The sequence below is a fragment of the Rufibacter immobilis genome, from assembly GCF_003721565.1.
In the GTDB taxonomy this organism is placed as follows: Bacteria; Bacteroidota; Bacteroidia; order Cytophagales; family Hymenobacteraceae; genus Nibribacter; species Nibribacter immobilis.
Genome location: NZ_RJJE01000009.1, coordinates 538,493 through 561,775, shown reverse-complemented (window position 1 = coordinate 561,775; position 23,283 = coordinate 538,493). Strand labels below are relative to the sequence as shown.

General features: G+C 46.4%; 24 protein-coding genes and 1 tRNA gene. 14 read left to right on the top strand and 11 right to left on the bottom strand.

Features of this window, described 5'->3' with window-relative positions:
• Positions 1 to 75 precede the first annotated feature (75 nt).
• The 11 genes from EFA69_RS09585 (at position 76) to EFA69_RS09540 (ending at position 6,163) form a co-directional block, all read left to right on the top strand.
• Positions 76 to 1,314 carry a site-specific integrase gene (locus EFA69_RS09585; RefSeq protein ID WP_123132864.1) on the top strand — a complete coding sequence of 413 codons (1,239 nt, stop codon included), beginning with the start codon at positions 76 to 78 and terminating at the stop codon, positions 1,312 to 1,314.
• Positions 1,315 to 1,325: 11 nt separating this feature from the next.
• On the top strand, positions 1,326 to 2,345 hold the full coding sequence (locus EFA69_RS09580) for a hypothetical protein (RefSeq protein WP_148041318.1): 1,020 nt from the start codon (positions 1,326 to 1,328) through the stop codon (positions 2,343 to 2,345).
• A 73-nt stretch (positions 2,346 to 2,418) separates the two neighbouring features.
• Positions 2,419 to 2,781 carry a MerR family transcriptional regulator gene (locus EFA69_RS09575; RefSeq protein ID WP_123132862.1) on the top strand — a complete coding sequence of 121 codons (363 nt, stop codon included), beginning with the start codon at positions 2,419 to 2,421 and terminating at the stop codon, positions 2,779 to 2,781.
• Complete coding sequence (locus EFA69_RS09570) at positions 2,774 to 3,085, top strand: hypothetical protein (RefSeq protein ID WP_123132861.1); 312 nt, start codon at positions 2,774 to 2,776, stop codon at positions 3,083 to 3,085. The genes EFA69_RS09575 and EFA69_RS09570 overlap by 8 nt, the downstream gene beginning before the upstream one ends.
• Entirely contained in the window at positions 3,072 to 4,031 is a 960-nt protein-coding gene (locus EFA69_RS09565) for a hypothetical protein (protein WP_123132860.1), read from the top strand. Before EFA69_RS09570 ends, EFA69_RS09565 begins: the two co-directional genes overlap by 14 nt.
• Before the next feature lie 49 nt (positions 4,032 to 4,080).
• Complete coding sequence (locus tag EFA69_RS20120) at positions 4,081 to 4,266, top strand: hypothetical protein (protein WP_148041317.1); 186 nt, start codon at positions 4,081 to 4,083, stop codon at positions 4,264 to 4,266.
• A 12-nt stretch (positions 4,267 to 4,278) separates the two neighbouring features.
• Entirely contained in the window at positions 4,279 to 4,971 is a 693-nt protein-coding gene (locus EFA69_RS09560) for a hypothetical protein (protein ID WP_123132859.1), read from the top strand.
• Between the two features lie 91 nt (positions 4,972 to 5,062).
• The gene (locus EFA69_RS09555; protein WP_221175704.1) at positions 5,063 to 5,353 is read left to right on the top strand and encodes a hypothetical protein; all 291 of its coding nucleotides are present in this window, start codon (positions 5,063 to 5,065) and stop codon (positions 5,351 to 5,353) included.
• Positions 5,350 to 5,628: a hypothetical protein gene (locus EFA69_RS09550; protein ID WP_123132857.1), complete on the top strand. Its 279-nt coding sequence runs from the start codon at positions 5,350 to 5,352 to the stop codon at positions 5,626 to 5,628. Before EFA69_RS09555 ends, EFA69_RS09550 begins: the two co-directional genes overlap by 4 nt.
• A gap of 2 nt (positions 5,629 to 5,630) precedes the next feature.
• Positions 5,631 to 5,921 (top strand): hypothetical protein, encoded by a 291-nt coding sequence (locus tag EFA69_RS09545; protein WP_123132856.1) that lies wholly within the window; start codon positions 5,631 to 5,633, stop codon positions 5,919 to 5,921.
• A complete protein-coding gene (locus EFA69_RS09540; protein ID WP_123132855.1) occupies positions 5,918 to 6,163 on the top strand; it encodes a hypothetical protein in 246 nt (81 codons plus the stop codon). The genes EFA69_RS09545 and EFA69_RS09540 overlap by 4 nt, the downstream gene beginning before the upstream one ends.
• On the opposite strand, the gene EFA69_RS09535 is transcribed toward EFA69_RS09540, so the two are convergent.
• The 5 genes from EFA69_RS09535 to EFA69_RS09515 form a co-directional block, all read right to left on the bottom strand.
• A complete protein-coding gene (locus tag EFA69_RS09535) occupies positions 6,160 to 6,843 on the bottom strand; it encodes a hypothetical protein (protein WP_123132854.1) in 684 nt (227 codons plus the stop codon). The two genes, EFA69_RS09540 and EFA69_RS09535, sit on opposite strands and share 4 nt — an antisense overlap.
• A 131-nt stretch (positions 6,844 to 6,974) precedes the next feature.
• Positions 6,975 to 7,048: transfer RNA gene (locus EFA69_RS09530), tRNA-Ala, on the bottom strand.
• A gap of 142 nt (positions 7,049 to 7,190) precedes the next feature.
• Entirely contained in the window at positions 7,191 to 10,673 is a 3,483-nt protein-coding gene (locus EFA69_RS09525) for a TonB-dependent receptor (protein ID WP_245964534.1), read from the bottom strand.
• Positions 10,674 to 10,917: 244 nt separating this feature from the next.
• Positions 10,918 to 11,586 carry a C40 family peptidase gene (locus EFA69_RS09520; protein ID WP_245964533.1) on the bottom strand — a complete coding sequence of 223 codons (669 nt, stop codon included), beginning with the start codon at positions 11,584 to 11,586 and terminating at the stop codon, positions 10,918 to 10,920.
• 225 nt (positions 11,587 to 11,811) lie between these two features.
• Positions 11,812 to 12,774 (bottom strand): YheT family hydrolase, encoded by a 963-nt coding sequence (locus EFA69_RS09515; protein ID WP_123132852.1) that lies wholly within the window; start codon positions 12,772 to 12,774, stop codon positions 11,812 to 11,814.
• A 207-nt stretch (positions 12,775 to 12,981) separates the two neighbouring features.
• Here EFA69_RS09515 and EFA69_RS09510 point away from each other — a divergent pair, with 207 nt between their 5' ends.
• Positions 12,982 to 13,161 carry a hypothetical protein gene (locus EFA69_RS09510; RefSeq protein WP_123132851.1) on the top strand — a complete coding sequence of 60 codons (180 nt, stop codon included), beginning with the start codon at positions 12,982 to 12,984 and terminating at the stop codon, positions 13,159 to 13,161.
• Positions 13,162 to 13,570: 409 nt separating this feature from the next.
• Here the strand turns inward: EFA69_RS09510 and phoU are convergent, their stop codons facing one another.
• From phoU to EFA69_RS09480, 6 genes are all read right to left on the bottom strand, one after another.
• Positions 13,571 to 14,257, bottom strand: a complete 687-nt coding sequence (phoU, locus tag EFA69_RS09505) for a phosphate signaling complex protein PhoU (RefSeq protein ID WP_123132850.1) — start codon at positions 14,255 to 14,257, stop codon at positions 13,571 to 13,573.
• Positions 14,258 to 14,387: 130 nt separating this feature from the next.
• Complete coding sequence (pstB, locus tag EFA69_RS09500) at positions 14,388 to 15,140, bottom strand: phosphate ABC transporter ATP-binding protein PstB (protein WP_123132849.1); 753 nt, start codon at positions 15,138 to 15,140, stop codon at positions 14,388 to 14,390.
• 79 nt (positions 15,141 to 15,219) lie between these two features.
• Positions 15,220 to 16,104, bottom strand: coding sequence for a phosphate ABC transporter permease PstA (gene pstA, locus EFA69_RS09495; RefSeq protein WP_123132848.1), 885 nt, complete (start codon positions 16,102 to 16,104; stop codon positions 15,220 to 15,222).
• A gap of 3 nt (positions 16,105 to 16,107) precedes the next feature.
• Positions 16,108 to 17,313: a phosphate ABC transporter permease subunit PstC gene (pstC, locus tag EFA69_RS09490; protein WP_123132847.1), complete on the bottom strand. Its 1,206-nt coding sequence runs from the start codon at positions 17,311 to 17,313 to the stop codon at positions 16,108 to 16,110.
• A 22-nt stretch (positions 17,314 to 17,335) separates the two neighbouring features.
• The gene (locus tag EFA69_RS09485) at positions 17,336 to 18,238 is read right to left on the bottom strand and encodes a phosphate ABC transporter substrate-binding protein (RefSeq protein WP_221175703.1); all 903 of its coding nucleotides are present in this window, start codon (positions 18,236 to 18,238) and stop codon (positions 17,336 to 17,338) included.
• 30 nt (positions 18,239 to 18,268) lie between these two features.
• A complete protein-coding gene (locus EFA69_RS09480) occupies positions 18,269 to 19,456 on the bottom strand; it encodes a porin (protein WP_123133441.1) in 1,188 nt (395 codons plus the stop codon).
• A gap of 432 nt (positions 19,457 to 19,888) precedes the next feature.
• Between EFA69_RS09480 and EFA69_RS09475 the strand changes: the two genes are divergently transcribed.
• Together EFA69_RS09475 and EFA69_RS09470 are read left to right on the top strand one after the other, a co-directional pair.
• A complete protein-coding gene (locus EFA69_RS09475) occupies positions 19,889 to 20,149 on the top strand; it encodes a hypothetical protein (RefSeq protein WP_123132846.1) in 261 nt (86 codons plus the stop codon).
• A gap of 512 nt (positions 20,150 to 20,661) precedes the next feature.
• Positions 20,662 to 23,277, top strand: coding sequence for a PAS domain S-box protein (locus EFA69_RS09470; protein WP_123132845.1), 2,616 nt, complete (start codon positions 20,662 to 20,664; stop codon positions 23,275 to 23,277).
• Positions 23,278 to 23,283 lie beyond the last annotated feature (6 nt).

Below are 23,283 nucleotides of genomic sequence, written 5' to 3'. Positions count from 1 at the left end.
TTCATGTATTCGCTATATTTGTATGTACTTTGTATGTAATGCTTTTGAAGTACATACACTTTAAGTGAATGCAGTATGTTTGATTTTACCCCAAAAGATGGAGGAGTTAAAATTGTGGCTCTTCTTGACACTAGGAAACCCAATAAGAACGGAACATACCCAATAAGGGTAAGGGTTACGCATCAAAGAGTACAGAAGTACTATTCAACTGGCTCGGCTCTTTCTGTATCTGATTGGGAGCGTCTGCCAACAGCAAAGGTTAAGGAGTTAAAAGATATTAGGCAAACGGTAACGGATGCTGCCATAGTAGTTAAACACCATGTAGAGAAACTTGTAAAGCTTGACCTGTTTTCGTTTGATTCACTTAACAAACGAATGAGCAAAGGCAATTCTGCCGAAGATACAGTACATGCGGCTTTTACAAACAGAATAGCAGACCTAAAAGAAAACGGCAAAGTGAGTACAGCCGATTGGTATAAATACACCTTACGAAGTTTAGACTTGTTTGCAGGTGATAAGATAAAGTTTAGCCAAATAACAGTTGATTGGTTAAAACGCTATGAGCAACATTTGCTATCAGAGCAGAAAAGCTATACTACTATATCTATGTACATGCGAGCATTGCAAGTTGTAGTAAATGAGGCAAAGAGCACGGGCTTAATAAAGCCAACACAGCACCCGTTCGGGAAAGGCAAATACGAGATACCTCAACACGAAGGCCGCAACATAGCCTTAAGCATTAGCGATATTGGTAAGATTGTAAAGTATGATTGTGAAACCCATACTATAGAGATGTGTCGGGATTTGTGGTTTTTCTCCTATTTATGTAACGGAGCCAATATTACAGACCTTTGTAAGTTCAAGTACTCCAACATCCGAAACGGTGAAATTTGCTTTTACCGTCAAAAAACTATTGCAAAGGCCAAAAAGAAAAAACTTATACATGCACCATTGCTGCCCGAAATGGAGGCTATTATAAAGCGCTGGGGCAATATTGAGGAAACTCCTGATACATTCCTATTCCCTATCCTGCAAGGTGGTGAAAGCCCTGAAATGGAGCGTACTAAGATTAAGAATATTACTAAGCTTATGAATACCAAAATGAAAGCTATAGGTAAGAATTTAGGTATACAAAATATAAGCACATACACAGCCCGCCATAGTTACGCTACCGTTTTAAAACGTTCCGGTGCTAATATTGCTTTCATATCCGAAAGTCTAGGCCACAATGACCTTAAAACGACTGAAAACTATCTTGCATCATTTGAGCAGGAAGAGCGGGTAAAAAATGCAATTTTGTTGACTAAGTTTTAATACGCTATTCTATGCTCATACATGATAATTTAATAAAATTTTGTTCAATTTTTCAAGGATTGTCTTTTCCTCAAAATATACCTGAGCAACACAAACATAAATGGGAAAGACAAATAAAGTTACATGAAGAGCTCTTCCAACAACTAGAAGGTGTTTTAATGAAAACAGCTACTAACAATATATTTAATGAGACTATCAGTGAAATAGAAAACAATCTATTTGAACTTGCAGCAGAAGATAGGGAGCTGTACGTACAAAGAATAATTAGAGATTTTAGTAGGGCTATAGGTAAAGGTTCTTTTACCCGAAAGAGGAATGAGAAAATAATAGATAGTTATTGTAAGATAGAAAGTAAATTAGAAAAATTAACTGATTTTAAAAATTATGTAATAAACTGCTTTATTGTAGAAAAGCAGTTTATTACCCTTCTTGATGTTACGTGTGCTTCCTTTAATTTAGATTTCCCTTCAATACAAAATAAAGTTGGTATAAAGTTGCAAGAAAGAAGGGAATGGGAAGTTTTAGATTATTATGGATTTAATCAAGATAAACTTTTTAAGATTGCTTTAACTTGTGCTTCTCAAGAGCTAACTTATCAAGACTTTTTAGAAGGCATTAGAAGTGATGATGTAGAGAATTGTCTTACATCTGATAATAGCCCAAATCATACTTTTGATTCGGATTTTATCTCTTTTAAAAATTACTTAAATGAAGATGGGAAAAAGTTATACCCTCAAATGAAAGTCCATTTTGCCAATGTTAAGCCTCGAAGAATTTTATATCTGTTATACGCACTTATAGACTTAAAACTGGTTGTAGAATCATTAAATCAGAACTCAATTAGTATAAACCAAACTGCCATTTGGAAAGCTTTAACTACTAGTTTTGGGAACATTGGAAAAAGGCAAGCTTTAAACAAGAATATAAATAACAAAGACAAGAAAGGTTTGTCGGCCTCAGAGAGTGCAGAAGTGCAGTCGATAAAAGAACAGCTACAAAAATTTTCCGACAACCTAGAAGTTGCTAATTAGTTGCAGCAACTTCTAAGCAAAAATAGCAACTACTAATCCTCGTAAGTTTGGTCTATACATTAACGTAAAGACCATGATAGATAATCCATTTGCAGTAATTGAAAGACGGTTTAACCGGCAAGAGTTTCTCCTAGAAGAGCTTCTTAAATTATTGAAAAATGATGGTAAGCAAAGCCATCCTGACCGCTGCAACAAAGAGCAGGCTCTAAAATTTCTCAATGACCAGGGTTGCAAAATAAGTGAATCACAGCTATACAAAAAGACAGCTGCTAAAGAGATACCCTTTAAAACATTTGGGAGGCAGCTAATTTTTAGCCGTAAGGAGTTGCTTGTTTGGCTAGATTCCCAAACAGTTGATAAAAGGAATACAGGCGAAATTGAGCTAACCTTAGCCAGAAGTTCAAGACGTAAAAAGAAAGGAGGAGCTAATGCCTAAACATTTAACTCCTCCTAAAGATTCTTTGCAATTTGACAGAAGCAAAGATAATACAGATAAAGGCCAAAAACAACTTAGTTTAATAAGAGCTGCCTTTTATCAAACTCCCGCCACCATGCTAATGATTGCCCATAAGACGGGCATAGAAAGAGCATCAATTTGCCGCTATGTAGCCACTTTACGGAAAGCCGGAGCAATCGCTCTGGTATGGAAAGGCTTTTGTCCTATTACCCATTTCCGAGCCGGATTCTACACCACCAACATGGCAGAAATTGAAAAAGGAGGGTTAGATGAGTGCACCTAAAGATAAAGAGTTTAACCCCCTCGCCATCAATATTCTTAGGTTACAGAATTATACAGACTTTTTTGACCTATCTGAAGTTGTCCTCTTTGAATGGCTTATGGTAAAAGCAAGCTCCTTTAAAAACCTAGTTGAGTTTTACTATTCGATAAGAAGGATTGCTGAAGAAACCAAAATAAGGAAAGCTCAACTATCTACCATCATTAAGAAATTTGAAATGCTTGGAATAATAAAAGTTGAACGTAAAGGTATGCCTAAATGCTCTTACTTCTGTGTTAATAAAGAAAGTGTATTAGCCCTAATTCCTCAGATTTACCAGTTTGCTGAAAACGGAAAACTATTAACTGATAACGGTAAACTATTGTCTTATTTCAGTAAACTTTTACCCGAAATCAGTAAGCATAAAGGAACTTATAAGGAACCTAATAAGGAACCTATAAGCAACTTAAGAAAAGAAAAGAATATGGTAGGTGTTGACACACCTACAGTTAGTTCTTCTTTTTCTTCTGATGGTACTAATGAACCAATAGATACTAAAACACAAAAAGCTAAAGAGGCAGCAGAACGCAAAGCCAAAAGAGAGGCACAAGAAGCTGAGACTGCCAAACTCAATAAGATCAATCGACTGGAGAACTTACTCAATAGGATCTATGCCGAACGGATTGAGATGTACAATAAGAAACAAAAAAAAGGACAGCGTGCAAAGAGTACTTGCAATCTGAGTTTTCTGAAGCGTAACCAAGAGGCACTTTTTGAATTAAGTCAAACTCAAGGGGTTGAGGAAATAGAGAACAGCTTTATTGCCTATGTAGACGACTTTCTGAAAGGTGAAATTACAGTGGGGAAATTGATCCCTTACTTCTTATCAAGGAAACCTGAAACTAAGGACTTTGATACATTCCATACTTATCTGAATCGCTTCATCTCTGATTACTCCTATGAAAAGTAGTAAACGCCCTTTTCAATTTAGAACATCATTCATCTTAACAATAATAATTATGACACATTCAATTATGAGTACCCTGACTCCTGCCAAGCAGCAGCAGGTAGCAATGGAAGTAGTGGAACTACTGAAGGGCAAATACGGCACCTCCTTGAACATTGAAATCACAAAGGAGGACATCATAGCTTTAGCCAGCGTGAGCGAAGCCACACAGGAGGAAATTGACGCAGTAAACCTTTAAACGATTAATAAAATGGAAAACATTATCCAGGCACAGCAGCCCATTCTCATCAGCGAGAAAGAGGGATTATACAACACAATGCTTACCAACGGCAGAAAACTATTCCCGCTCATAAGGAAGGTGAAGGAAGCTTACCTGAACATGAAAATGGGCGAGTTCAGCAATGAGGTGTTCACCGGCCTTATCTCAGGGGGCACAGCCAGCGCGGAGGAGAGGCTTATCACGGACGTGACCGAACGGTACGAAGCCCTGAACCTACGTAGCGAAACCATGAAGAATGAGATACTGGCAGATGCCTACAGGCTCGTGGAGGAGCTTAAACGCGCCGTGGCAGCCCTTCGGACGCAGGCAAACGTTTCCTCAATGGGCGAGCCCCGGTTGCCGCTTTCCTTCATCAGCATCAACGGGGAGGGGGAGCCGGAGATAAAGGAGGAAGCCAAAGAGCGGATAAGGGAGGATTATTGCAGGGTTTACCTACGCACACCCGAAGAGGTGAGCCTGCACGCGAAGTTGCAGGCAGTGGCCGGAACCTGCTCAGACCTGCTGAGGGAGCTGCAAGGCAACCGCTACCCTCTGCCCACTGTCTTAGGCTCTTCCCCGGTCTTTGAGGTGCTGAAGAGCGCGTTACAGGCGAAGGATGGGGAGTTCTCAGTAAATCCTGACTTCGTGGGCTGGGCAGTTCAGGCGCACAAGAGAAAGCTATAGTTGCTGGGGGTGCTACGCCAATAGTGGCACCCCTTAGCTTACTTGATTTGAAAATAACAAATAACTACAAAACATGGGGCTAAAAAAAGGTATGACCAACAACCCGAACGGCAGGAAGCCGGGAGTACCTAATAAGGTGACAACGGGCATGAGGGAGCGCGTTAATGCCTTCCTAGATGAGAACTTTGATATAGTGCAGGAAGACTTCAAAAAGCTTGAGCCGAAGGATAAGCTGCTCTTCTACACAAAGCTTCTTTCATTTGGTTTACCCACTCTTAAAGCGGTAGAGCATACAGGAGAGGTACAGAGCAGGCTGGACGGGTTGACAGAAACGCAGTTGAATGAATTAATAACCAAACTACTTAACGAGTTAGAGCAATGAACAAGCAGGATAAAATAAACGCATTGCGCAAAGTTCTGGAAGGCGAGCCAATTGACAGAGTATTCCCTTCATTGGAGGTATTCATTGTTGAGGGCTACACCGAAAAGCATTCACTGGTAATGGTGAATGAAAAGTACGGGAATGTTCCCAATGACCAGGTAGATACTATAATAAGCAAAGTAAAGGAGCAGCATCCTTTCAAGAGCCTGAAGGTACTACGGATCAGCAAACAGGAGTATGATGAGATAAGCGAAACTTTAGAAAAGGAGTACTAGGTATGCAGGAAAATAAACGGGAAATATTGAAGCAGTTACTTAATGGCAGGTTAAACCCTAAAACAGCTATTTCAGAGCTTCAAAAATCAATAGGCAGTAACAGTATCACTATAGTAATTGAAGGCTCTGACGGTCTGTACAGCATAGGAAAAACGAAGGGATTGGCAGAAGAGAGAATGCAGGCCAAAGTAAATAACAGGGTGCATGTGATACTTGATGAGGAATGCGCATTGCTAGGTGATGCGGAGCCTGCTCCTATGGACGAAACCAATCTAACCGACAACAGCAAATGAAAGACAGCAGATCAATACTGAAGCAAATCCTAAGCGGTGCAATCAACCCGCAGGAGGCAGCCGAAGCCCTACGGGGGGCAAGCCCTCCTATTATTGCCTTCAAAGAGGTAGACGGTACTTACTCAATCGGAGAGGCGGGGAAATTCAAGCTAAATGACATGGAGGAAGGACTTACAGAGGCACAATTTCAGGAAAGGACTAAGTACGGGCAGGTTTATATTATTGAGTGGAAAAATTCTTAATCGACTTGTAGAATAGTTTTTACTTCTTCAACAATTTGGTACCAAAAATCCTCACAACAAAAGCTTTCAGTGAAATTTAAGTTTCTTTCTTTTGTAGGTGTCACTATAAGAGAAGACACAATAGTAGGATGTTGTTTACACGCTAAGCCTTTAAGGTGCTTTTCAATTCTATTAGCCTGAAAGAAGGCAATTTGATTTAAATCGCGTAGTTCAGTATCGGAAATTGATTCGTCTAGTAAGTTCTGATACTGAACTACAAGTCTTTCTTTATAAGGATATTTTAAACCTAACTTTATGTTCCCCTTAATAAAGTTATCTTTGACAAACTGAGGAACTGGGTTTACATTCTGATTATTAAATACCCACTTTTTGAAATTAAGTGGCACATCTTTTACGATGCCTTTGAATTGAAAGCCTTTCTTGCCTTCGAGAAGGGCTTTATTGTATTCTTTGAATTCTGCCATTGAGGGTAAAACTGGCACAATATAACAGCCACACCCATTTCTCCAACTTGAGAACCTGAACCACTTAGGGTAAACTCCTGCAAGTTCTTTACAAATATCTAACTGAAGTTTCGGGGTATTGGAAAGTCTTACTTCATAGCCTAGAACCCATTCTGAGTTCTGCCACCTCTGTATATCATTACTTCTGTAGAGGTTATTTATTTCATCTGGTGACATACTGACTTTTCATTTAAGAATACATCAATATAAGGACTTTAAACTAAGATCCAGTGTAGTTGTATGTACTTTGTATGTAAAACAAAAAAAGCACTTACAGTTTTTACGCTGTAAGTGCTTGATAATCAGTGTGGAGAATATCGGAGTCGAACCGATGACCTCTTGCATGCCATGCAAGCGCTCTAGCCAGCTGAGCTAATCCCCCGTTTTGATGATGCAAAAGTAGTACAGGTTTTGGTAACTGCCAAATTTTTTAGAAGAATATTCTGTAGTTTTCCTCTAGCTTTTTGAGAAAAAAAAGGCCAGAGAAAAACTCTGGCCTTTTTTCAATACTCTAGATTCTCAGGTTAGTTGAAGATGTAGCGTAAGCCAAACTGCATGTAGTAAGTAGAACTGATTGAAATATCATTTCTGAATGTAGTAGTGGCTGGCAAACCTCTGTCAGTATTCAATCTGAAAGTTGGTTTGACGGTGTTGCTTACAGAAGAAGCGTTAGCAGGTGTCAGAATGTTTCTTTGGTTGATATTCTGGAAGATACCCCAATCGCTGTTCAGGAAGTTGCCTACATTGAAGATATCCCAGCTAAACTGGAGCGTATTACGCTTGCCTCCAACATTCACAAAGATATCTTGTAGTAATCTGAAGTCGAATTGGTTTCTCCAAGGTAATAATGCGCCATTACGCTCAGCATATTTACCCTTGTTAGCACGTAAATATTCATCCTGTTCAATGTAACGGAAGAACATGTCACTTTGCTGTTGCGGTGTATAAGTAACGGCGTTTGCGCCTGTACCTACTGTCAATGGAACGAAGGTGATTTCAGAGGCATCTCTTGGGATGTAGATCAAATCGCTATTAACGCCATCTCTGTTGAAGTCAGAAGAGTAAGTATAAGAGAATCTACCACCTCTTGAGCCTTCATAGAACAATGAAACACTAGTGCCAAAGTACTTTAAGTACTCTTTACGATAAGAAAAGGAAGCTACAAATCTGTCTGGAACAACGTAGCTGGCATAGCTTAACTCAGGGGTATTTGGTCCATTTACTGTAGCAGTACCACTCCAGGCAGATCCTGCTTGGTCACCGCTACCGTCAAATAGAGTCTTAGCTTCACTTCTCACGTAGGCCACAGAGGCAGCCAATCCATTGCTAAAGCGTTTGTCCAATTTAGCAGTTACTGACCAATAGTATCCTTTTGAGGCATTGTCAAGAACTACTGGTTGGAAATTGCCTGTAGCGCCACTCTCAATTACAGAGCTTCTATTCAGTGAGTATTGTTGTCTGGCGCCTACTCCGTTTGGATAGAACAATCTTGTGTCTGGGTACAGAACGTCGTTTCCATTAGCGTCTTTAGATACATAGTTCAAAGCTGTTGGTGCTACCAAATTGACATTTCTAAAGATAGCAGTGTTCAGGTCTTTGTTATAGATCCCTTCTAAAGTACCTACAATGCCAAATGGCAATTGCGCATCAACTCCCAGGTTGCTTTTCCAGGTTTGGGGCATTTTGAAATCATTGGCAATAAAGGTCATATTGCTGCCAAGTAAAGTTCCTGCCGCTGGTTGAACTGCTGGGCGGTGGGCATTAGGGTCTGGATCAAAAAGTGGGGCATCAGCACCTTCCAATGTCTGCGTAATTTGCAGCATACCTGCATCACTTGCTTGTGATACAATCCACACAAAAGGTACACGGCCAGTGAAGATACCGCTACCACCACGAACTTGCACGGAACGGTCACCTTTCACATCCCAATTGAATCCAAGTCTAGGAGACCAAAGGAGAGATGACTTTGGTAAAGTAGCAGTACTGAATTTCTCTTCTCCACCAGGAGTAGTACGGTCTGCATCAAATGTGAGATTAGCAATAATTGGGTGCTCAGCTAATTTCTCTGGATAGGTTGGTAAATCTACGCGAAGACCAACGGTCAGTCTCAGGTTATCAGTTAAAGAGATTTCATCCTGAAGATATCCTGAATACTGTCTGAACTTAAAGCTAGGGAATGCCTGGGCAAAACCTGGTGCAAGAGAGTAGGTCAGGGCGTAAACAGATGGTCTGGCTCCATTTACGAAATCATCCCATGAATTGAATTTGTAGTAGCTAGTGCCATAGCGCTGAAAACCATTTTTGGTCTCATGTAGATCTAATTGAAATCCGCCGGTCACAGTATGTTTTCCAGCAAACCAGGTAATATTATCTACAAAAGAGTAAGATTCAACATCTCTTAAGTTGCCATAGGTAAATAGTTCATATCCGAAAGATGTAAAAGGAGTATTGTCTTTCAAGATATCCACGAATGGGAATAAAGAGCTCTGTGATGTCCGTGGGTCATTCTGATTGGTGTAAGATCCACGGAAGGTGTTTGAAAGCTTGCCTCCAAAGAAATTAGAGTTCAACTCTGCTGCTAATGAGTAGAAGTTAGCATCTTGGAAATAGTTAGAGTTGCTGAAGGCTAAAGCATTGATAGTGGTACGGCTGTTAGAGCCATTAAAGTTACCTGCCGCTCCAGGGGCAGATGTGCCGTTGATAAAGCTAGGTGTGCTGCTCTCCAGTTGATTGTAACGTACCGTGAATCTATGGTTGTCTGTGATGTTCCAGTCTAATCTAACCAAGAACTTTTTGCTTTCGCTCTCAAAGTCATACCCTTGGTACGGGCCTGTCTCATAACCATATTTCTCTCTCAGGAAGTTGCTGATGTTGTCCAGCTCAGTAGCAGTAGGACGAGATGCATTAGGGTTAGTTCCAAAAGGAGTATCTAACGTGGAGGCAAAACGTGTTTGACCTGGTCTTATAGTTTTCTCCATCTCTCCATTTAAGAAGAAGAAAAGCTTATTTTTAATGATAGGACCACCAACCCTGAAGCCATATTGCTTATAATCCATGTCTTGCAATATTACTTCATCAGGTCCTACTTTACTTCCTTGCTGGTTCTGGTTCCGGAAGAAAGTATACACTGATCCAGAGAAATCATTAGTACCTGAACGAGTTACAGCGTTAACGGCACTACCAATGAAACCAGATTGGCGAACGTCATATGGCGTTACGTTTACAGAAATTTCTTCAATAGCGTCCAGTGAAATTGGTTGGGCAGAACCACCCGGTAAATTAGTTCCAATACCGAAGTTGTTGTTAAACTCAGAACCGTCAATGGTGATGTTGTTCTGACGATAGTTGCCACCGCCGATAGAAGTGCCATTTGACTGTGGTGTCAAACGAGTGAAGTCATTGATGCTGCGGCTAATTGTAGGGAGTGCCTGAATCTCTTGGTTGCTGATGTTGGTCACAGAACCGCTTCTTTCAGCATTTAACACAGACCTGCTATCCGTACCAGTAACAACTACTTCCTGTAACTCTGTGCCGGATTGGGACAGTTTAGTATTAAATGAAAAAGGCTCGGCAAGTTTTAAAACAATGTTTTCAGTTCTCTGAGTTTGAAAGCCAACATAGCTAACTTCTACGGTGTATGGACCGCCAACGCGCATGTTTGGGATAGTGAACCGACCGTCTACGCCTGTAGCTACAGCATAACGGGTGCCAGTAGGGGTATGCGTAGCCACTACGGTTGCACCAATCAGCCCCTCACTGCTTTGGTCAGTAATTAAGCCATTCATGGAAGATGTAGTGATACCCTGACCCCAACTAAGGTGTACTGGCAAACACATCACCACGATGAGCATCAATCGGGTAAATAGGTTTTTCATAAAGGGTTTTTTTTGAACAAAAAATAAAATAGGTAAATAGAAAAAGCGGTAAGCTATGGTTAAGTTAACATAGAGGATGTTAACAGAGCGGCGAAGGAGAGAAAATGCAGGGTTCCTGTAGTAGGAGGACATTTTTTGCGGTCAGTAAATTGACATGACAAAGATAGAGACTAAAATCTTTTTATTCGCAAGTATTTTATGAACATAATGTTAAGAGTTTAATTTACTTACCTCTCTTAAGTTAATGTTTTGCTAACACTTTTTCGAAGTTTTTAATTAGCACTTATTCTATCTGTGTCTTGGTTATTGTATTGTTAATTTTAACAGTAAGTATTGGCTATTTTTACAATAGATGTCTGTAAACAATAACGCCCCATCAGATGCTGGGGCGTACGGCTTTTACAAATATTTTCTGGTAATACGGCGCAAACAGGTTGTCTTCGGTCACGCCTAATGAGGTAGACGCGTGAATAAACCAAATCTCGTTCTCGCTTTTCACCTCTGTGACCATTCCTACGTGCGTAATATTATACGCGCTGTTGCTTGAGCTGAAGAAAACCAGATCGCCGGCCCTCAGTTGATGAGGGGCTATGGCCGGGCCAAACTGACTTTGCTCCGTGGAGGTACGGGGCAAATTGACGTCAATGGCCTGAAAGGAGGTGCAAAGCAAGCCCGAGCAATCCATGCCCACACGACTGGTGCCGCCAAACTTATAGGGAGTGCCCCGGTAAGAGCGGGCCGTGGAGATGACCGTCTGAATGTCTCTGCTAACGGCTTTGTTGTTGTTGGAGGAGGAAATACGAATGGAACGCGGCGACTTTTTCTTGTCTCTGCTGGATATCCGGATTTCCTTGGGCGAATTGCCCTTAAAGCCGGAGCGCTTTCGCTCCAGTCTTTCTTTCCGTTTCAGCTCGGCTATCTCGCGGGCAGAACGGTACTCTTCGTTAGGCTTGCTGAACGTGGAATAAGAAGACTTTCCGCAGGAACCTAGGAGCACAAGAAGGCTCAGGAGCAACAGACAGGAAGTTTTTGGTAAGTGGTTCAAAGCTATCTCTTAGTGGAGAGTTCTAACAAAGGCAAAGATACGCCATTCCCTAATTCTAATAAAATGATTTTTCCCGCCAACGGCATTTTCTTGGTTGAATACCAGTCAGAAAACGGCGCGCACTCCTTATTAGTATAAGCAGACAGCAACGTGTCGTTTGTGCAAATAAACTCATTCTGGAAAACCGTTTAGGGGCCGTTTTTCTGAAAATAAGGCTAAAACAGGTTAGCCTTGTCCCCGCAGGAAAGTCACCGCCCGGCGCTCAGAATAATAAAGGCCTTTCCGGAAGTTTTCTGAGAAACCCACGTGCCCGCCTTGCCGGGGCATCTCCAGGTAAAAATTGGGGTTTTGGCGAGCTTGTTCCACGGGAAAGCACTCTTTGGAAAGGAACGGGTCATTTTGGGCATTCACCAGCAGGGTAGGAATCTGGATGCGGTGCAGATGACCGACTGAGCTGCAGCGCTCATAGTAGTCATCGGCGTTTTTGAAGCCGTGCATGGGAGCCGTGTAGCGGTCGTCAAACTGCTCAAAGGATGTGATCTGCTGGTAGTCTGTGAGGTCCACCTCAAACCGCTGGGATTTTTCCAGGAGCTTCCGGTGCAGCGATTTCAGGAAACGTTTCATGTAGATGCGGTTGGCGGGTTTGGCCAATTGGGTGCAGGCACTTTTCATGTGGCAGGGCACGGAGAAAACGGCGGCGCGGGCCACTTGCGCGCGCACTTTATCGGCCCACTGGGCCAGATAATTTAAGGTGAGGTTGCCGCCCATACTAAAGCCTACCAGATAAACGGTCTCATATTTACCGGTTTGCAGGGCGTGGCGCACCACCAGGTCCAAGTCTTCCACGGCCCCCATGTGGTAAGAGCGCAGCAGGTGGTTGGGTTCGCCGCTACAGCTTCTGAAGTTCCAGGCAAGGGCATCCCAGCCGGCTTTGTTCATGGCATGGACCATGCCCGTCATATAGGGACGGTTTGTGTCGCCCTCCAACCCATGGGAAAGTACCACCAGCGTCTTAGAGCCCACCACCGACCAGTCTACATCCAGGAAATCTTTGTCTGGGGTCTGGATGCGCTCTCTTTTATAGCTCAACGCCGGTGGGCGCCTCAAGGTGCTAGGGAGAATGGTCTGAAAGTGACCATTCATCATGTAACGCGGCGGCTTGTAATCTGGACTGAGAAGTAAAGGCATTGGGAAGAAGACTTGAGACACCTCAAAATTAACACTTAATAGACAGGAAGGCAAGAATAGAGCCTCTAGGTGCTTGTTTAATTGTACTAAATTAATTCGTCAGGCATTTGGGTAGATTCAGCGGGTGAAGAAGGGGATATGGCTAAAATCCCAATTGCGGATAACAATTGTGTGTAGTTTTGAATCAGAAATCTAATACAAGAAGCTATGCTATACCAGGAAAATACCGAACTAGTACAAGGCGTTGAGGCAGATGTTTTGCAACAGGAAGACGCTTTAAAGATAGATGCAAGCGGATTCATGACAGGCGAGCAGCTTGCCATTTTATCTATGGCCCGTCTTATTGCTTTGAAGGCATTGTACCGCAAGCAGCTGGGCTACGTGTAAATAGAATATAATATAGTTGTATAGTTCTATTTGTAATAGCTTTGCTTTGTATTTAGAAATAATTAGATAAAATCATGTTATAGTCATACGTCTGTCGCTAAAGTATATGGGGCAGATGAAGCAGAGGGGCGTCTCAAGGGGGAGAGACGTCCTTTCTGTTTTTATAGCTAGAGGGCAAATCACTTTGCCAGAGAAGAAATGCGGGGCACAGGCCCATAAACTTTAGGAGTGTTCTTCCGTTTGCGGGCACTTGTAGCCTTGCCCACCCCGCCCCTCTGGTTTTAGCCTGATTTTGGAAAAAGGCCCCCTAAACGCGAACCATAAGTAGGGTAGGAGGCAATGCTGAGAAAAAGCAAAGCCTGAGAAGGCATTCTCAGGCTTTGGAAGATGTACAGGAAAGTAAGCGGGCTTATTCTTCGCCTTTGTCTTTTTTCTTCTTTTTCTGTTTGTGCTTCACCACCTTGGCATCTACATAGAAAACAATTTCTTCGGCTATGTTGGTGGTGTGGTCCCCGATGCGCTCCAACTTCCGGATAATCCCCGATACCTTGAGGCTCTGGTGAATGTTGTGCGGGTGCGTCTGAAAGTACTTGAGCAGCATCTTGTCTGTCTTGCCGTGGATCTTGTTCAGGATCTTGTCGCGCTTGATCACCTGGCGGGCCAGTTCAGTGTTTTCCTCAAAGAATGCCTGCCTAACCTGTTGCAGCATGGTCTGGGTGGCGTCATACATCTCCAGTACCCGGCTCTGGGCCAGCAACGTAGGCTCAATGGGCGGATTGGCTTCTTTGAGCATGTGGGCGATGCTTTCGGCGTAGTCTCCTATGCGTTCCAGGTTGGAGTTAATCTTGAGAATGGCCAGCAACCAGCGCAAATCCACCGCCACCGGGTTGTACAGCGCGAAGATGTTCTCGCACATGCGGTCAATCTTGATGTCATAGGAGTTCACCTTCTTGCCGCTTTTGCTCACCTTCTTGGCCAGTTCCTCATCTGGGGAAACCAAGCCCTCGCGGCCGGCCTGCACCTGGAAATCCACCAGGGTCCACATCTCCTCTACTTTGCTCTTGATCCTGAGAAGTTCTTTATCTAGTTGGTTCATATTATGTTTCTGTTGAAGGCGAAGGCGCTGCCTAAAATCAATAGAGATATGCTGTCTGCCCAAAAGCGCGCAGCCGGAGTTGGCGTTTAGGGGCTGTTTTTCCAAAAAGAGCCCCTAAACGCCAACGGAATCAACCGAAGCGGCCGGTAATGTAGTTCTGGGTGCGCTGGTCTTTGGGGTTGGTGAAAATGGTTTTGGTTTTGCCGTATTCCACCAGCTCGCCCAGGTAAAAGAACGCGGTGTAGTCGCTCACGCGGCCAGCCTGCTGCATGTTGTGCGTCACAATCACAATGGTGTAGTTCTCCTTCAACTCGTGGATGAGCTCTTCGGTTTTGGCCGTGGAAAGCGGGTCCAGGGCCGAGGTGGGTTCATCCATGAGCAAAACAGACGGCTCAATGGCCAGCGCCCGGGCAATGCAGAGGCGCTGCTGCTGCCCGCCAGACAACTCAAAGGCAGATTTCTTCAGCTTATCTTTGACTTCGTCCCAAAGGGCGGCCTGTTTCAAAGAACGCTCCACGCGCTCCTCTATGAATTTCTTGTCTTTGGTGCCGTTCACGCGCAGGCCGTACGCCACGTTCTCAAAAATGGACTTGGGGAAGGGGTTAGGCTTCTGGAACACCATACCCACGTGCTTGCGCAAGTCATCTACCTGTATGTTTTTCTGGTAAATGTCTACGCCGTCAATCATGATTTCGCCCTCAATCTTAACGCCGTCAATGAGGTCGTTCATGCGGTTGAAGCACCGCAGGTACGTAGATTTCCCGCACCCCGAGGGCCCGATGAAGGCTGTCACCTGGTTTTTCTTCATGCCCATGGTAATGCCTTTGAGCGCATGGAAATCGCCGTAATAGAGGTGAAGGTCTTTGGTTTCTACACTATTCATATTCAATGGAAGGAAGGCCTTTGCTGGTTTGTATTGCGTCTAGGGGCTCTTTTTGGAAAAACGGCTCCTAAACGCCAGTTTAGTTCATTTTTACTTTTCTGCTGAAATATCGGCGCAGCCAGTTGGCCAGCAGGTTCACCAGCAGCACAATCATGATCAATACAAAGGCGGTGCCGTAGGCCATAGCCCGCGAGGCTTCAATGTTGGTGCCGCTGGTAGAGATGACGTACAAATGGTAAGGCAGCGCCATGACCTGGTCAAAGATGCTGTTGGGTAGCTTGGGCAGAAAATAAGCGGCCACGGTAAAGAGAATGGGCGCCGTTTCGCCAGAAACCCGGCCTATGGACAGGATAAGCCCGGTAATGATGTTGGGGAACGCCATGGGCAGCACCACCCGGCTGGTAGTCTGCCATTTGGTGGCCCCAAGCGCCAGGCTGCCTATCCTGAAGGAGTTGTCAATGGCTTTGAGCGATTCCTCGGTGGTTCTAATGACCACCGGCAAAGCCAGCAAACCCAAGGTGAGCGAGCCGGCCAGAATGGAATCCCCGAACCCGAACTGGTTCACGAACAAGGCCATCCCAAACAACCCGAACACAATGGACGGAATACCCGCCAGGTTATTGGTCATCATCTTCACGAAACGCTTAAACCAGCTGTCTTTGGCGTACTCATTGATGTAAATGCCCGAGAGAATACCAATGGGGAAAGCGAACAGCATGCTGCCCACCACCAGACACAACGTACCTATAATGGCAGGATAAATGCCGCCGGCGGTCATGCCTTCGCGGGGCATCTGGGTTAAGAATTCCCAGCTGATCACGGAGATGCCCCGCACAATGATAAAGCCCAGAATAATCACCAGGATGGCCACCACCGAGAAGCTCAGCAGCCGGAAGATCCAGAAAGCCACGTTCTGCGACAGCCGTTTGGAGTTCTGGGTAGAAGTGTTGTTTGCAAAAGCCATGGTTTATCTGTTTGCTTTCTTTTTAGCCGAAACCATGTCCACCGTCAGGTTAATGGCCAGCGTCATGAGGAACAAAATGCAACCCAGCGCGAAAAGCGCCTGGTAGTGGATGCCGCCCTGGGGCGCCTCACCCAGCTCGGCGGCAATGGTGGCCGGGATGGTTCTCACCGGCTCCAGGAACGTGCTGGGAATGACAGAGGCGTTTCCGGTCACCATCAGGACAGCCATGGTTTCGCCAATGGCCCGACCGATGCCCAGGATGGCGGCCGTGGAGATGCCTGAGATGGAATACGGGATCATCACTTTGTAAATGGTCTGCCATTTGGAGGCTCCCAAGGCCAGGCTCGCTTCTTTCATGGCCCGGGGCGTAGTGCGCAGCGCGTCTTCTGAAACCGAGATGATGGTGGGTAGTGCCATAATACCCAGAATGATGCTACCGGCTAGCGCTGTCTCACCCACAGGCAAGCCGAAGACATCTTGGATAAGAGGCACCACCACCACCAGCCCGAAGAACCCATAGACTACGGAAGGAATACCTGCCAGCAGTTCTATGACGGGCTTCAGGAAGTTCCGCAGTTTGGGGTTGGCAATTTCTGCCAAATAAATAGACGTGGCCAGACCCAGCGGAAGCGCGATGGCAATGGCCCCCAAGCTCACCCACAACGTGCCCAGGATAAGCGAGAGCACTCCCATCTGCACCGCCGGCTGAATAGTGGGGTACCACTGGCGCCCGCCCAAGAATTGACTTACAGAGATGTTGTCCAGCTCCAGCCGCTTTCCCGCAAAGTCTTTGGCCAGGTATTCGTCTGGGAAGAAGGCGAGAATGTTAGGGTCTTTGCTGACCAGCTCGTTGATGCGCTGGGGCAGGTATTCAAAGTCGGGGCCAATTTGTTCCTCGGTGTAGTAGTCGGTGATGTCATCTACCTCAAAAAGTTTAATGGGAGCATTAGGGCCACCCACTTGGTTCCAGTTGGTGATGTTCTGGTCAAAAATCTCCTTCACCTCGGCGGCCGAAAGTTCTTTTACCGGGTTCTGCGGATGAATGGCAAGTACGGCCCCTTCCGCCACCGGCGTCTGGCTGAACACACCCAGACCTTCTTTGAACAGGTAGAAGACAATCAGGAGCACGGTGATACTGGTCACGGTGCCGCTGATGGTGATCAGGCCTTCAATGATTTTTTCGCCCAGGTTGTGGAAGTACCGTTTCATGGATGTGAGGTTAAATCAGAAACTATTTGCTCAAGGGAATGTAGCCGGTCTCCTGTACTATCTGTTGGCCTTCCTCAGAAAGCACGTAGTCTACAAAAGGCTTCACTTTGGCTTCGGCCGTGGCGTCATGGAAGAAGAACAGCGGGCGCGAAATTGGATAGGTCTTGTCTTTGGCCGCCTCTACGCTAGGGGCAACAAAGGTTTTGCCCTGGTCATAAGACACCGCCAGCGATTTCACGTCTTTGGTTTCATAGGCCAGGCCAATATAGCCAATGGCCCCCGCCGTCTGGCTCACCGACTGTACAATGGAACCGGTGGCGGGCATCATGAGAATTCCGTTGGCGTAGTTCTTTTTGTCCATCACGTGCTCCTTGAAGAACTCATAGGTGCCAGAACTGGTCTCGCGGGAGTAAGCTACAATCTTCACATTGGCGCCGCCCACTTCTTGCCAGTTGGTGATTTTGCCGGTGAAAATGCCCTCCAGCTGCTCACGGGTAAGCTGATTTACTTTGTTGCTGGGGTGTACCACCACAGAAAGGGCATCATAGGCGATGAGTACTTCTGTGACGTTTTTCTTGGCGCCTTTCAGTTTCAGTTTCTCCTCGGTCTTGAGGCCGCGTGAGGCCATGGCAATGTCTGTGGTACCCTCCTGCAAGGCAGACAGACCTACCCCGGTACCCCCGCCTACCACGGTAATGGAAGCGCCGCTGTGCTTAGCCATGAATTTTTCGGCTTCCTGCTGAGCCAGGGGCAGCACCGTGTCACTCCCTTTGATGGTGATGGTGGTAGCTGCGTTGGCAGATTTATCGCCTTCAATGTTCTCTTTCTGGGCATCGCCGCCTTTGCCGCAGGCACCTAGTAATAAAGTGGCTACCAATAAGCTGCTTACCTGTGTCTTGATCAATTTCATGGTATTGGGTTTCATGTTATTAGAGTCTTTCTTTGTCTGGAGAAATTAGAAGTTGAACTGTGCCTGTACCCGCAGAAGCTGGCCGTGTTGCCGGTTGTCAAGGTTTTTGCCGTCTTTGGTGGTGCGGTCTGTGATGGTGTATTGGGTGGCTAACTCAAAGTTGGGGAGGGGTTGCCACTCCACGCCAATCTCGGTTTCATATACTTTGCTGTAGCGGGCGTCTGTCTCGGCTTTCTTGCCTCCTTCGTAGAACTGGGTTTTCACGAAGGGAATGAAGTTCTGGTCCCCAAGTTTGAAGGCGTACATGGCCTGGGCGTAGCCGCCTTTCAAAGACTTGCTCTGGATGGTTTTGGTGGCGGGGTCAAATTCTGGCCCTTTTCCTATATTGTATTCGGCTTGGAAACCAAAGGGTTGCGGGTATACAACCACACTGGCGGCTACGCGTCTGTCTGTGAAATTGCCGCCTTTAATTTCTGTGCTGCTCAATTGGTCTGAGGTAACGGTGTACAGACCGGTATAGGCTTGTAGGCCGGGCTCCACAATTTGCCCGTTTTTAAACGCGAAGGGGTAGGAGAGGCGGGCCACCAGGTGCTGGTTGTTGTTGGCCTCTGGGCGGTTGGCGGTCTGCCCATTGTAGATTCCCAACCCGAACACGCCGTAGTCGCCGGAGCCTTTCAGGCGGGAGTTAGCCAGTTCGCTGAATCTTTTTCTGATGTGCTCCGGAGCCCAGTAGAACATGAGACCCAGGTCGCGTTCGTTGGGCAGGGCGCTGTTCAGGGCATCGTTGCGGTCCAGGGTAAGGCGGTTCTGGCTAGACTGCATGTTCTCAAAGCCGTAGGGTACTTTGCTCTGGCCCACCCGCAGGCGGTATTCCTTTTTCTTGTCTAAGGAAATATCGAAATAAGCATCGCGGAGCTGCACGAAATGCAGGGAAGAGCTGCCGGAAGGAGTAGAGGCCAGGTCTGGCTGGATGTAGATGAAAACCCGGTCATGCACGTTGCCGCTGAACACCAGACGCGCCCGCCTAATAAGGAAGCCACCTTTGTCGCCCACAGACCGGTCGTACTCCGTCTTCAGTTGCGGGTTGGTTTCCAGCAGGCGGTTGTACCGGATTTGCACATATCCGCGCAGCGATATCTTATCATACCAATGAGATTTGGCGGCTTGCGGAGGCTTGGGCTGGGCTATAACAGAATCCTGGGCAGAAGTGACAGTGCCTTGCGCCTGTGCCATGGTAGCGGAAAATAGAAATGCAGCAATAGCACTTAATTGGATCAAAAAAGTTCTTGCTACTCTTTTGTTTATGGGTGAGAACATAAGCCAAAATGAGATGTAGAAAAAGTAAGTAAAGTGGGCGCGGCGGGAGCATTTAGTCAGGATGCCGGTGCTGCGCTTGGTTTTATTTAATGGGTCATAGGTAATGGTGAACATGCAAGAGCAGCTACTTTCCGAACCGTAGTCAGCAGTTCTTAGGCGCTGCTCTTTTTCTAATGCAAAACTAGAGCGGCAGTATTGCCTGAATATTAATGCTGTATTAAGGAATTGTTAATAAAGCAGCGGCGTGTGGTCCCGGAGGTAACTGCGTGAAATACTGAAAGTTTGCTCCTTTTATCCTATAAGCGAGCTGGTTAAACATTTTGGAATGGTAGTTGTTTCAGGTGCGGTATGGAGACTATTAGGGAGTTAGATAAAGTGCTGGCGGCTATCTATAGTCAGGTAGGTGCTCAGGTAGACCCCACAGATCATCCGGTTTCGGTGGCATCTGTGAGTTTGTTCGCCAACCTGCCGTTGGAGGAGGTATTGCAATTGTTACCGCCGTTGCGGGAAGAAGGCTTTGTGCAGTGCAGTTTCATTGGGGAGCCACCCCTGTTGTATCTCACCAGAATGGGGTTGGCCCGCGTGAGGCGCAACAGTCATGCCGCCTGAGCGACTTCTGGTTTTGTCTTCTTTTTGAAAAAAGAGCCGCTAAACGTTTCGGGTGGCGGTGAATTACGCCTAAAGATTTTTCCTGGCTGCCCCTAACCTAACGGCAGCTAGAGGGAGTAGGATAAAAGTTTCCATAAGAGAAGGTAAGCCGTTTAGGGGCTGTTTTCTGAAAAACGCTTCCTAAACGCCTTCCTGTTTGCCCATCCTTTCCGTAGTAAAGAAAGCAAAGTTGCCAGCAGCAGAAACAGAGCAGTAAACATCTCCGGCTGCATCTATTTAGTTAACGGGAAGGAATTCTTACATATAAGTTTCGCTGTTATCAGTCTTCGCCATAGGCAGGAGGAAAAGAAGTGGTCTGGTATCTATGATAATTGCCAGATATATTTGATCTTTTTAATTTTTTCATAAGTACATACATATAAAGCTATGAAATGCTGTTGTATCCCTGTTTATAATACCTAACTTCAATTTCATTTAGTGTTTTTAATTTTCTGATAGGTATAACACCCCCCATGTTAAACCAAATAGATAAACCCCATATGGGTGCAGACAAGAATCAGAATGTCTTTGAGAAATTGGTGAGGCATTCTTCGCTCCTGCACTGCGTGCTGAACCGTTCTGGGATTTTTGAGTATGTAAGCGATGCCTCGGCCTCGCTGTTAGGCTATGCCCCTGAGGAACTCACGGGTCATGCCTTCACCGCTTTTCTCCGGTCTAAAGACGTTGAGCGCACCCAGCGTGCGTTAGAACAGCTGCCCCATGAGCAGCAGGCCACAACCATAGATACTTGTTTTCATCATAAGAGCGGGCATGAAGTACCCATGGCCTGGTCGGTGACCTGGTCTGGCCAAGAAGAGGAATTCTACTGCGTTGGGCGCGACGCCACGGAGAAGTGGGCCGTGCGACGCAAAGTGAAAGAGAAAGAAGAATTGCATGAGGCACTGGTGGAGTACGGGGCAGACATGCTGGCCCTGCTCAATGAGGAAGGTATCTATACCTATGTAGGCGGTTCCACTGAGCGCATTCTGGGGTACACTCCCCCGCAATTGGTAGGCAAACGCGTATTTGACTTCATCCACCCAGATGATAGGCACTTGGTAGAAGGCAGCTTTATAAGCTTGCTCCAGCAGAACGACTACGTGAAGCTGCAGCGGTTCCGGTTCAAAGCCGCCGCCGGCGACTGGCGTTGGGTAGACACGGCCCTCAGCAACCAACTCAAGAACAAGAGCATCCAGTCTTTGGTGGTGAGCTCCCGCGACATGACGGAGCAGATGCAAAGCCGCACCCGCCTGCTGGAAAACGAGCAGCGGTACCGCAACCTGTTTGAGAAGAACCCAGACGCGGTGTTTCTGCAGCACCCAGACGGTACGGTGGCCGAGGTGAATGATGCGTTTAACCAGCTGCTGGGGTTTGGGCAAGACAAGATCATCGGGAAACCCGTCTCGGCGTTTATGTCTGAGGAGAGTGCCGCGCTGTGTTCCAGGTACTTTGAGCAGGCTCTGCTGGGCAGCACCATGCGGTTTGACCTGGAATTGGCTTCGCAAAGCGGCGACCGCAAAATCCTGGACCTCACCATGTATCCGTTAACGGTGCAGGGTTCTGTGATGGGCATAGAAACCATTGCCAAAGACATTACCGCCATTGTGCGCTCCTATGAAACCATTCAGCAGCAGGCACAGAAGCTGAACACCATTTTAGAAAGCATCACCGACGCTTTTTTCACCCTGGACCACAACCTGAGATTCACCTTCCTGAACAGCGAGGCCGAGCGCCTGCTGGACATTGACCGCCACAAGAGTCTGGGCCGCAGCATCTGGGAGGTGTTTCCCGATGAAGTGGGTGGCATGTTCAATGACTACTACCAGCAGGTGCAAGCCACCAAGAAAGCCGCTTCTTTTGAGACGTCTCTCAAAAGGAAGATGATCTGGCTGGGCGTGAAGTTTTACCCGCTGGAAGACGGCCTCTCTGTGTATCTGGTAGACATCACCCAGCGGGTGAAGTACGAGAACGAGCTCAAAATGCTTTCACTGGTAGCCAGTAAAACGACCAACGGCATCGTGATCATGAACGCCCAGGGAGAAATCCAGTGGGTGAACGAAGGCTTCACCAACCTGAACGGCTACACTTTGAACGAAGTGTTCGGGAAGCGTCCCAGTGATTTCCTGCAGGGACCTAAAACCGACAGCGAAGCGGCACAGCGCATCTTTGAGAAGTATGAGGCCGGTGAGCCTTTCTCTGAGGAGGTTCTCAACTATAAGAAAACCGGTGAAATTTTTTGGGTGAGGTTTGAGGTAACCCCGGTGCGGGACAATGACGGCAAAATAGTACGGTTTATCTCAGTGCAGACCGACATCACCGCCCAGAAAGCCGCCGATGAAAGCCAGGCCCAACTCACCCGCGACCTTACCCAGCAAAATCGCGACCTACAGCAGTTTACCTACATTGTCTCGCATAACCTGCGGGCCCCGGTGGCCAACGCCATGGGCCTGGCCCATCTCCTCAACATTCTAGACAGAACCTCGCCCAACTTTGATACCGCGCTCCTGAACCTGGACAAGAGCATGGCCGCGCTGGACACCATCTTAAAGGACCTGAACGCCATTCTATCCATTGGGTTCAACAAAGGCACCCTGAGCCAGGGAAACGTTGATTTTGGGCAGATCTGCCGCGAGGCCGTGGAGAGCCTCCATGAATCCATTGGGGCGAACGGCATTAAGGTAAGGACAGAAATTGCCCCTAATACCTTTGTGTACGGCAACCGGGCGTATCTTTTCAGTATTGTCTATAACCTTATGTCTAACGCCATCAAGTACCGCTCGCCGGAGCGGAGGCCGGAAATCACCGTCAAAACCACCACCAACCAGCAGTGGGTGTCGGTGATTTTCTCAGACAACGGCTTAGGCTTTGACGAGGAGAAGGTGGGCGACAAAATCTTCAGGCTCTACCAGCGTTTCCACCGCGATATTGAAGGTCGTGGGCTGGGGCTGTTCCTGGTGAAAACCCAGATAGACGCCATGGGCGGCGAGATAAAAGTTTCCAGCACCATAGGCGTGGGTACTCAATTCCAGATCCACCTCAGGCCGGGCAACGGGCATGACGGCGAAAGCCATGCGCAAGTAGTAGAGTAATGATAC